The following is a 10298-nucleotide window of genomic DNA, read 5'->3' as shown; positions in this document are numbered from 1 at the left end:
GCTCCGGCTATACCGGCGAGGACGGTTTCGAGATCGGCTTGCCGGAAGCGGATGCGCGGGACCTGGTCGCGACATTGCTCAACGACGAGCGCGTGCAGTGGATCGGCCTCGCCGCCCGCGACAGCCTGCGGCTGGAGGCCGGGCTCTGCCTGCATGGCCAGGACATCACCGAGGAATTCGATCCGGCCAGCGCCGGATTGATGTGGGCCGTCCCCAAGGATATCCGTGCCGCCGGCCACTTCATCGGCGCCGACGCTCTGCGCGCCATACTGGAGCGTGGGTCGGCGCAGAAACGTGTCGGACTGAAGCCGGACGGCCGCCAGCCGGTGCGCGCGGGCGCCGCGCTTTTCGACGCCGCCGGCAATGCGGCTGGCCATGTCACCTCCGGCGGCTTCGGCCCGTCGGCCGGTCATCCGGTCGCCATGGGCTACGTCAACACGGCACTCGCCAGGCCCGGAAGCAAACTTTTCGCCGATGTGCGCGGGACGAAAATCCCGATCGATATCAACCCCTTGCCTTTCACACCTCATCGCTACCGCAAAGGATAATTCCCGATGGCAAAGACCTATTTCACCGAAGACCACGAATGGCTCCGTGTCGAAGGCGGCGTCGCCACCGTTGGCATCACTGACTACGCGCAGGAGCAGCTCGGCGATCTCGTCTTCGTCGAACTGCCGGAAGTCGGCCGCAAGCTGGCCAAGGGCGACACCGCCGTCGTGGTCGAATCCGTCAAGGCCGCGTCGGATGTCTACGCACCGGTCGACGGCGAGATCACCGAGGCCAACACCTCGCTGTCGTCGGATCCGTCGCTGGTCAATTCGGCCGCCACGGGCGACGGCTGGCTGTGGAAGATGAAGCTCGCCAATGAAGGCCAGCTCGACGGGCTTCTGGATGAAGCTGCCTACAAGGCCCATATCGGTTGAGAGCAGGACAGTTACGATGACCGCAGCACCCTACCCCTTCTCGGCCCGCCACATCGGCCCCGGCCTCAATGATGTCCGAGCCATGCTGGCCGTAATCGGCGTCCCGTCCGTCGAGACGCTGATCAGCCAGGCCGTGCCGAGATCGATCCGCCTCGACCAGCCGCTGACGCTGCCCGCGCCGGCCAGCGAGGCCGAAGCACTGGCCGAATTGTCGGCGACGATGGCCAAGAACACGGTGCTGAAGAGCTTTATCGGCGCCGGCTACCACGGCGTCCACGTGCCGCCGGTCATTCAGCGCAACCTGTTCGAGAACCCGGCCTGGTACACGGCCTACACGCCCTACCAGGCCGAGATCAGCCAGGGCCGGCTGGAAATGTTGTTCAACTTCCAGACGCTGGTCACCGAACTGACCGGCCTGCCGGTGGCGTCGGCTTCGCTGCTCGACGAAGCCACCGCCGTTGCCGAGGCCGTCGGCATTGCCCTTCGCCATCACCGCGACAAACGCACCAAGGTGGCGATTGCCGGCACGCCGCATCCGCAGACGCTGGACGTCGTGCGCACCCGCGCCGAGCCGCTCGGCACAGAGGTCGACGGCGAGACGATCGACGACAACACCGCCGCTCTGCTCGTCTCCTGGCCGGACACCTTCGGCGTCTATGGCGACCACAAGGCGGCGATCGAGAAAGCCCGCGCCACCGGCGCGCTGGTCATCTTCATCGCCGATCCGCTCGGCCTGACGCTGACCGATGCTCCGGCCAAACTGGGCGCCGACATCGCCGTCGGTCCGATGCAGCGCTTCGGCGTGCCGATGGGCTTCGGCGGCCCGCACGCCGCCTATTGCGCCGTCTCCGACAAATTGACCCGGCTGATGCCCGGCCGCCTGGTCGGCCAGTCCACCGACAGCAAGGGGCGTCCCAGCTACCGGCTGGCGCTGCAGACGCGCGAGCAGCATATCCGCCGCGACAAGGCCACCTCCAACATCTGCACCGCGCAGGCGCTGCTCGCCAACATGGCGACCGCCTATGCGATCTGGCACGGCCCCGCCGGCCTGCAGGCGATCGCCGAGCGCATCCACGGGCTCGCCGGGCGCCTGGCCGCCGGCCTCACGGCATCGGGCGTTGCCGTGCTCGGCGCCAGCCGTTTCGACACGGTAATGGTCGAAGTGCGGGGCAAGGCCAAGGCGATCGCCGCCGCCGCCGAGAAGACCGGCCGGCTCGTGCGCGTCATCGACGCCGACCATATCGGCGTCGCCTTCGACGAAACCTCGACCGAGTCCGACCTCGAGGCGATCGCCGGCCTCTTCAGCGCCAAGGCCCCCGCGGCGGCCGACCGAACCGTGCCTGGAAAACCGCGCGGCAAGGAATTCCTGACCCAGCCGGTCTTCCACGAGAACCATTCCGAGACGGACATGATGCGCTTCCTGCGCCGGCTGGCCGACAAGGACCTGGCGCTCGACCGCGCCATGATCCCGCTGGGATCCTGCACCATGAAGCTCAACGCCGCTGCCGAGATGATGCCGGTGAGCTGGCCGAGCGTCGCCAACCTGCATCCCTTCGCGCCGGCCAGCCATTCGGCCGGCTATCGCGCCATGGTCGGCGAGCTGGAAGGCTGGCTGTCTGAAATCACCGGCTTCGATGCGGTCAGCCTGCAGCCCAATGCCGGCAGCCAGGGCGAATATGCCGGCCTGCTCGCCATCCGCGCCTACCACCGCTCGCGCGGCGAGGGTCATCGCACCGTCTGCCTGATCCCGTCCTCCGCGCATGGCACCAATCCCGCGAGCGCAGCGATGGCGGGAATGAGTGTCGTCGTCGTGCGCTGTTCCGAGGACGGCAATATCGACATGGACGACATGAGGGCCAAGGCCAACGAGCATTCCAAGAATCTCGCGGCGCTGATGTTCACCTACCCCTCGACGCATGGCGTCTACGAGGAAGGCGCGCGCCACCTCTGCGCGCTCATCCATGAGCATGGCGGCCAGGTCTATTTCGACGGCGCCAACCTCAACGCCCTGGTCGGCCTCGCCCGACCAGGCGACATCGGCGCCGACGTCTGCCACATGAACCTGCACAAGACCTTCTGCATTCCGCATGGCGGCGGCGGTCCGGGTGTCGGCCCGATCGGCGTCAAGGCGCATCTGAAGCCCTATCTGCCGGGCCATGTCACGGAAGGGTCGGCGCATGCCGTGTCGGCAGCGCCGTTCGGCAGCGCTTCCATCCTGCCGATCACCTGGATGTACATCCGCATGATGGGCGCCTCCGGCCTCAAGCAGGCCACGGAGACGGCCATCATCTCGGCCAACTATGTGGCGACACGGCTCGCGCCGCATTTCCCGCTCCTCTACAAGGGCAGGCACGATCGCATCGCGCATGAATGCATCCTCGACACGCGCGTGCTCAAGGAGAGCGCCGGCATCAGCGTCGACGATATTGCCAAGCGGCTGATCGACTATGGCTTCCATGCGCCGACCATGTCGTTCCCGGTCGCCGGCACGCTGATGGTCGAGCCGACCGAGTCCGAGCCCAAGCGCGAGCTCGACCGTTTCTGCGAGGCGATGATTGCCATCGCCGGCGAGGCGGCCAAGGTGGCGAAGGGCGAGTGGCCGCTCAACGATAACCCGCTTGTCAACGCGCCGCACACCGCGGCGGAAGCGCTGGCCGGCAGCTGGACGCATCCCTATTCGCGTCTGGAAGCGGCCTATCCCGCAGGCGATGCCGACACGTCGGCCAAATATTGGCCGCCGGTGTCGCGCATCGACAATGTCGCCGGCGATCGCAACCTCGTCTGCTCCTGCCCGCCGCTGTCGGAATATCTGGGCGCTGCCGAGTAGCGCTCGGGAGCGATCAAGCGGAACGCAAGGCCGGCCCGTCGGCCTTGCTCACCTTGTCCAGGACAAGAACGCAGTTCCGTCCGGCATGCTTGGCCGCGTAGAGTGCCTTGTCCGCCTCGGCCAGCACATCGTCGAGGCTGCTGCCTTCGGCCTTGCCGAAGCCGATGCCGCCGCTGACAGTGCTGCGCAGCGGGCCGCGCGGGGTTGGCACCACCTCGGCGCCGAAGGCGACGCCGATCTTGCTGGCAAGATCGAAGGCCTTGTCTTCGGTCATGCGCGACATGACCAGCGCGAATTCCTCGCCGCCAAGGCGGAAGGCGTCGACGCCGCTCCTGCCGTACTTCCTGATAATCGCGGCGAAGCGGCACAGAACCTTGTCGCCGACCGGATGGCCGAACAGGTCGTTCGTCCTCTTGAAATGGTCGAGGTCGAACATCACCACCGCCATGAACGGTCCGAAGGCGCGCTCGCCATAGAGCGAGTTCAGCGCCCGCCGGTTCATCAGCCCCGTCAGTGGATCGGTCAGGGTCTCGGCCTTCAATTCGATCTGCGCCTGCAAGTGGTGCAGCGAAAGCGTCAGCGCGCCGAGACCGGTCATGCAGGCGACCGCAACGACGGAATTCAGCCGTTCGGCCCAATTGTTGGGTGCCAAGCCAAGCACCCACTGTCCACGGATCGCCAGCACTAAGCCACACAGTGCGAAGGACACCGCACAGGTGCCGCTGAGGAATGAGACGACCAGCAGGATCCGGCGATCATGACCGCCGCCCTTGATCCAAAACATCACACCGATCACGACGAGCATCGCCGTAACAGTCGCATAGGTGAGGATGAAGCCGATACCGTCAAAACCGAAATAGGTGACGGCGGCGCAAACGGTCATTGCTAGCAGGGTCGGCACAATCACGCGCTTGTAGCCGGGCACGCTGAGATACTGCATGGACGACAGGCAGATCACCAAAAAACCCAGGTTGAGCAGCGCAAGGGTAGCCTGGCACAGCAAAGGGCCGGGCTCCTTTGTGTACTGCCAGAACAGCACGACATGCGCGACAAGCACGAGCATGCCGCACGCCACCGTCAGCACGAAGTGCGCCCGCGGCGCGGTGAACCAGATCGCAAACAGCGTGATGCTGAGGCACGAGCCCGACAGCGCCGCCGCGAGCAGGAGCGAACTAAAATCCAACATTCTTGAGCGCAGCCTCTTGGGAGACGTCGGTTGCATCCCCATTCTAGGTTAACGACGGCCCGCCGACACCGTTTTCAGCTAACCTTTCGACGCAACCTTCGGACAAGGTTTACAAAGCGTCCACTACTATGAAGGGCACGCGCGAAGACTAGAGACGTTCTGGTTTATATTGAAACAGTTCTGTCGACGATCGCGACGCGACCCGTGCGAAAGAGGCCGCATGCCCGATGTTGTGCATCGCGCATGCGGCTGACAAAGCGGCGTCCGCCAGCAGGAAGCCGCATCCGTCGAATTGTCTTTTGCAAATCGACAAACAGGAAATAGTGCCGGTTGAAATTGTCTCGTCTCGCAGCGACTAAGTCGATTCGGGCGGAACGATTCAGTCTAGGCGCGAAAGCCTCTAGCTCTTGTTCAGGAGCGCGAGGTTGGCGTCGACCACGGTCGGATCGGCCATGTGGGCCTTGGCCTCGAGCAGCAAGACCCTTGCCTTCGTCTTGTTGCCGCGCAGCAGTTGCGAATAGCCCATGTTGTTGACGATCTGCGGCTTGCGGCCGGCGACCTTCAAGAGCTGGTCATAGGCGCGGTCGGCGAAGTCGAAACGGCCGAGCTCGTCATAGGAAGCGGCCAGCCCCATCCAGGCTTCGGCATTGTCGGCCTTGAGCTCGACGGCCTTGCGGAAATGCTTTTCGGCAAGGCCGTAATTCGCCTCGCGGAACTGCGCCTTGCCCTCCGCCAGGTCGGAAGCGCTGACATCCTTGGACGCTGGCTGGATCGCGGTGGTCTTGGTCGTGTCGACGCGGTTGCTGCTGGTCGTGCAACCGGTGATCATCAAGACGGCTGCCAATGCGGCCATTGCCGCGGGATGTCTGTGACGCATGCCCCTGCCCCATCGCCCGATTTGTCGGGTCGTTCTTCAGGGAGCACTGTACACAGCAGCGATTAAGCTTCGGTGCTGAAATGCCCCTAAATTTCGGTTGCGCGCAAAGGATGCGTTAACCAGCGTTGCCGTGGGTTCAGTGCGCGGTCGTCATCTTTACGATGATCGGGATGATGGCGATCATCAGCACCACCGGCAGGATGCATACCGTCACCGGCACCGACATCTTGGCTGGCAGGGCATGCGCCTTCTCCTCGGCCAGCGACATGCGCTTGTGCCGCATCTCGTCGGAAAAGACGCGCAACGCCCCCGACAGGCTGGTGCCCAGTTCCTTGGACTGCTGCAGCAGCGTCGCGAAGGAGCGCACCTCATCGAGGCTGAGACGATCGGCGAGCGCCTTGAGCGCATCGTCGAGGCTGCGCCCGGCCCTGAGCTCCAGCGATACCAGCTGCAGGTTCATGCTGAGCGAAGGATAGGTCTTGGCGAGCTCCTTGGAGACGCGCTCGATGCCGGCCTCCATGCTCATGCCGGCGTCGGAGCAGACGATCATCAGGTCCATGAAGTCGGGAAAGCCGTTGCGGTATTCGCGCATCTTCTCCCGCACCTTCTGGGTCAGCACCAGACCGGGCAGGAAATAGCCGGCGGCGCCCGAAAGGATGACGAAGGTCCAGCGGCTGGTCATGGTCGAATCCGCGCTCGCCATCCAGTGGTTGAGCAGCAGGGCGCCAAGAGCCAGGCCGACGAAGGCGGCAAAGCGGATCAGGAAGAAGGTGCCGACAGCACGCGGTTCCATGTAGCCGGCCTGGATCAGCTTCATGCGCAGCCGCGCGACATTCTCGGGGTCGCTCTTGGCGTAGAATTCCTGCGCCCGCTTCACCGCCTTCTCGCGCACCGCGTTGGAATTCTTCCGCGGCGCAGGCTCAGTCTGCTCGACGGCCTTGCTGCTCTCCTCCACCTTCAGCCGGCGCTTGACCTCGTTGCGGTCGCCCTTGGCAACGACCAGCGGCCAGGCCACCGCGCTGCCACCCAGCATCAGCAGCAGCACCGCAACCGGCAACAGCGAGGTCGGCGCGAGCGAAGCGAGGAATTCGATCACAGCCTGCATGTCAGAACCTGAAGTTCGACATCTTGAACATGATGGCATTGCCCAGCATCAGCCAGGTGACCGAGCCGCCAAGCAAGTACCAGGTCTTCGGCTCGCCCCAGACGCTTTTGTAGAATTGCGGCATCATCACCATGATGGCCGCGAACAGCAGCGCCGGCACGGCCGTCAGGATATAGGCCGACATGCGGCCCTCGGTCGAAATCGCGCGCACCTTGCGACGCAGCTTGCCGCGTTCGCGGATCGTCGACGACAGCCCGTCGAGGATCTCGCGCAGATTGCCGCCCGAACTGTTCTGGATCGACACGGCGGTGACGAACAACGGCAGGTCTTCATGGCCGACCCGGTCGAACAGCGAATTCAGCGCCGAAACCAGGTCCGAGCCGTAGGTCACCTCATCGGCGATGACGCCGAACTCAGTGCCGATCGGGTCCGGCATCTCGCGCGCCACCATGGAGATGGCGACCGGCACCGGATGGCCGGCCTTCAGGCCGCGCGTGATCAGTTCCAGCGCCTCCGGCAACTGCATGCCGAACCGTTTCAGCCGGCGGCCGCGCTGGAAGCGCAGCGACATGACGGGCAGCACCGGCAAGAGGACGACAAACAATAGCAGGCCGAGCAGCAACGGCAGCCCGTACCAGATGGCGACCAGCGCCGCCACCAGCGCCGCGCCCGAAGTGATCGCCAGGAATTTGGACAGGGGCATCGTCATGCCGGACTGGGTGCGCAAGGCGTGGAACCGGTCGAGCGAGAACACCGAGCTGCCCGCCTCCAGGCCGCGTTCCTTGCGCAGCTGGATCAGCACCTGTTCCTGGCTGATCTTGTTCTCCTGCAGCTTCATGCGCCGGTTGATTGCGGTGCGTTTGTCGCTGCGGCCGGCATAAAGCAGGTAGCACGCCTCTGCGATCATGATGCCGGTGAGCGCTGCCGCGGCATAGACGACGTAGATCGCGCTGAAGCCTCCGAACACCGGTTACTCCTGTGGACGGCCGGGTTCGAAATACTTGCCCGGGAATTCGATGCCCATGGCGCGCAGGTCCTCGAGGAAGCGCGGGCGGATTCCGGTCGCCTCGTAGTGACCGAGGATCTTGCCGTCCGCCTCCATGCCGGTGCGCACGAAGCGGAATATCTCCTGCATCTGGATGACGTCGCCTTCCATGCCGGTCACCTCGGCGACGCTGGTCACCTTGCGCTTGCCGTCGGACAGGCGGGTCAGTTGCACGATGATGTCGATGGCGCTGGCGATCTGGCTGCGGATCGACTGCACCGTCATCGGCATGCCGGTCATGCCGAGCATCTGCTCCAGGCGCGAGATGGCGTCGCGCGGCGTGTTGGCGTGGATGGTCGCCATCGAGCCTTCATGGCCGGTGTTCATCGCCTGCAGCATGTCGAAGGCTTCCTCGCCGCGGCACTCGCCGAGGATGACGCGGTCGGGGCGCATGCGCAGCGCGTTCTTGACCAGGTCGCGCTGCTTCAGTTCGCCGTGGCCCTCGATATTGGCGGGCCGTGTCTCCATGCGCGCGACATGCGGCTGCTGCAATTGCAGCTCGGCGGCGTCCTCGATGGTGATCAGTCGCTCGTCCTCGGGAATGAAGGCCGACAGCGCGTTCAGCATCGTCGTCTTGCCGGTGCCGGTGCCGCCAGAGATGATGGTGGTCTTGCGGGCATGCACGGCCGCCGCCAGCACCTCGGCCATGTTCTGGGTGATGGCGCCGAATTCGACCAGCTTGTGCAGGCCGAGCTTGTTCTTGGAGAATTTGCGGATCGACACCAGCGGCCCGTCGACGCCAACCGGCCGGATGGCGGCGTTGAAACGCGAGCCGTCCAGCATGCGCGCGTCGACCATCGGCGCCGACTCATCGACGCGACGGCCGACCGCGGCGACGATTTTGTTTATGATTCGAAGCAGATGCGCCTCGTCCTTGAACGGGATATGCACCTGCTGCAGCTTGCCGCGCCTTTCGACGAAGCAATTCTGGTGGCCGTTGATCAGGATGTCGTTGATCTCGGGGTCTTTGAGCAGCGGCTCCAGTGGGCCGAGACCGACCATCTCGTCGACGATGTCGTCGACCAGCGCGTCGAGCTCGGCGGTGTTGATCGCCATTCGCTCATGGCGGGTCTTTTCCGAGACGAATTCATGCACCTGCCGGCGCATCTCGTCCTTCGGCAGCCGTTCCAGCGCCACGAGGTTGATTTCCTCGAGCAGCATGCGGTGGATACGCACCCGCGCGTCGAGCACCTTGTTGGCGCTCTTGGCGGGGGCTGCCTCGACCTTCGGCGCGACAAGCTTGCGCGTCGTCGGGATGACCACGGTGTGCTGCGTCACCGGCGCCGCCTCGGCTGGGCGCTGCGGACGCAGGTCGCGGTTCTGGAGCGTTGAAAAGCGGCTGGTCATCCGGCCTTCCTCTTCAGCAGGCCCTTGCCGAGGCCGAACAGCGACTTCGACTTGGCCGTCGTCGTCACCGCTTCCTCGGGCAGGATGATCTTCTTCAGGTCATTGACGACATTGGCGTTCGGGTCGATGTCGTGCAGCGGCACGCCACGGTCCACGGCCTCGCGCACCAGCCGGTAATTGTTCGAGATGCCACCGACGAAATGCTCGCCGAGGATGTCCTGGACATCGGCCTGCTTGATGCCGTTGTCGAACATCTTCTGCTCGAAGCGGTTGACGATCACGTTCGGCTTCACCTCCCTGCCGGCGGTCTCGTAGATCGCCTGGATGAGGCGTTGCGTGTGGCGCAGGCACGGCACCGTCATCTCGGCCACGATATAGAGCTTGTTGGAGCCGAGCAGCACCGTCTCGGTCCATGGGAACCAGGTGCGCGGCATGTCGATGACGACATTGTCGAAATAGGCCGAGACGAGGTCGAGCATGCGCACCACGACGTCGGTCTTGAAGGAGCGCATCTCCGACGGGCGCGTCGGCGCCGCCAGCACGCAGAGCCCGCTCGCATGCTTGGACAGCATCACGTCCAGCAGCTGCCGGTCGAGACGCTCCGGCTGGTTCTCGATCTCGGTAATGTCGAAGCGCGGCTCGAGATCGAGATATTCGGCGCAGGCGCCCTGCTGGAAATTGAGGTCGACGACGCAGGTCGAGGCGCCGCGCGTCACCGAATGATGCAGTTGGAAGGCGGTCTGCAGCGCCAGCGTCGTGGTGCCGACGCCGCCGGCGGCGGGCATGAAGGTATAGATCTGCGACTCGGTGTTTTCCTCCCGCCCGGGCCCCTGCAGCGCCCGCACGACGGAACGCACCAGGTCGGCGGTGGTGATCGGCTTGACCAGAAAGTCGGCGACCTTGAGCTGGACCAGGATGCGCACCGCCGCTGCGTTGAATTCCTGCGTGACCACGACCACCGGGACCCGGCCTTCCAGCCGGCGCATGA

Annotated in this window: 9 protein-coding genes; 3 read left to right on the top strand and 6 right to left on the bottom strand. The window is 64.8% G+C overall.

The window, feature by feature from the left end; genetic code table 11:
- The 3 genes from EN745_RS21230 to gcvP form a co-directional block, all read left to right on the top strand.
- On the top strand, window positions 1-548 hold a 548-nt coding region (locus EN745_RS21230; protein ID WP_281034785.1), incomplete at its 5' end, for a glycine cleavage T C-terminal barrel domain-containing protein.
- Between the two features lie 6 nt (window positions 549-554).
- Window positions 555-923 (top strand): glycine cleavage system protein GcvH, encoded by a 369-nt coding sequence (gcvH, locus tag EN745_RS21225; RefSeq protein WP_127422176.1) that lies wholly within the window; start codon window positions 555-557, stop codon window positions 921-923.
- A gap of 16 nt (window positions 924-939) precedes the next feature.
- Entirely contained in the window at window positions 940-3750 is a 2811-nt protein-coding gene (gcvP, locus tag EN745_RS21220) for an aminomethyl-transferring glycine dehydrogenase (RefSeq protein ID WP_127422175.1), read from the top strand.
- Between the two features lie 13 nt (window positions 3751-3763).
- On the opposite strand, the gene EN745_RS21215 is transcribed toward gcvP, so the two are convergent.
- From EN745_RS21215 to EN745_RS21190, 6 genes are all read right to left on the bottom strand, one after another.
- Window positions 3764-4936 carry a diguanylate cyclase gene (locus EN745_RS21215; RefSeq protein WP_127422174.1) on the bottom strand — a complete coding sequence of 391 codons (1173 nt, stop codon included), beginning with the start codon at window positions 4934-4936 and terminating at the stop codon, window positions 3764-3766.
- A gap of 400 nt (window positions 4937-5336) precedes the next feature.
- Entirely contained in the window at window positions 5337-5813 is a 477-nt protein-coding gene (locus EN745_RS21210) for a tetratricopeptide repeat protein (protein ID WP_127422173.1), read from the bottom strand.
- Window positions 5814-5949: 136 nt separating this feature from the next.
- Entirely contained in the window at window positions 5950-6918 is a 969-nt protein-coding gene (locus tag EN745_RS21205) for a type II secretion system F family protein (protein WP_126054274.1), read from the bottom strand.
- A gap of 1 nt (window position 6919) precedes the next feature.
- Window positions 6920-7885: a type II secretion system F family protein gene (locus tag EN745_RS21200; protein ID WP_127422172.1), complete on the bottom strand. Its 966-nt coding sequence runs from the start codon at window positions 7883-7885 to the stop codon at window positions 6920-6922.
- Between the two features lie 3 nt (window positions 7886-7888).
- Entirely contained in the window at window positions 7889-9310 is a 1422-nt protein-coding gene (locus tag EN745_RS21195) for a CpaF family protein (RefSeq protein ID WP_126054272.1), read from the bottom strand.
- A partial coding sequence (locus EN745_RS21190; RefSeq protein ID WP_127422171.1) for a response regulator/pilus assembly protein occupies window positions 9307-10298 on the bottom strand: 992 nt, incomplete at its 5' end. The genes EN745_RS21190 and EN745_RS21195, both read right to left, overlap by 4 nt.

Source organism: Mesorhizobium sp. M4A.F.Ca.ET.022.05.2.1 (genome assembly GCF_003998845.1).
In the GTDB taxonomy this organism is placed as follows: Bacteria; Pseudomonadota; Alphaproteobacteria; order Rhizobiales; family Rhizobiaceae; genus Mesorhizobium.
Note: the sequence above shows the minus strand (reverse complement) of the source record. Positions and strands in the feature narration are given on the sequence as shown.

Excerpts from the sequence above, each read along its gene's own strand:
- EN745_RS21215 (WP_127422174.1), bottom strand. The coding sequence starts at position 4,936 with ATGTTGGATTTTAGTTCGCTCCTGCTCGCGGCGGCGCTGTCGGGCTCG.
- EN745_RS21195 (WP_126054272.1), bottom strand. The coding sequence starts at position 9,310 with ATGACCAGCCGCTTTTCAACGCTCCAGAACCGCGACCTGCGTCCGCAG.
- gcvH (WP_127422176.1), top strand. The coding sequence starts at position 555 with ATGGCAAAGACCTATTTCACCGAAGACCACGAATGGCTCCGTGTCGAA.
- EN745_RS21205 (WP_126054274.1), bottom strand. The coding sequence starts at position 6,918 with ATGCAGGCTGTGATCGAATTCCTCGCTTCGCTCGCGCCGACCTCGCTG.
- gcvP (WP_127422175.1), top strand. The coding sequence starts at position 940 with ATGACCGCAGCACCCTACCCCTTCTCGGCCCGCCACATCGGCCCCGGC.
- EN745_RS21210 (WP_127422173.1), bottom strand. The coding sequence starts at position 5,813 with ATGCGTCACAGACATCCCGCGGCAATGGCCGCATTGGCAGCCGTCTTG.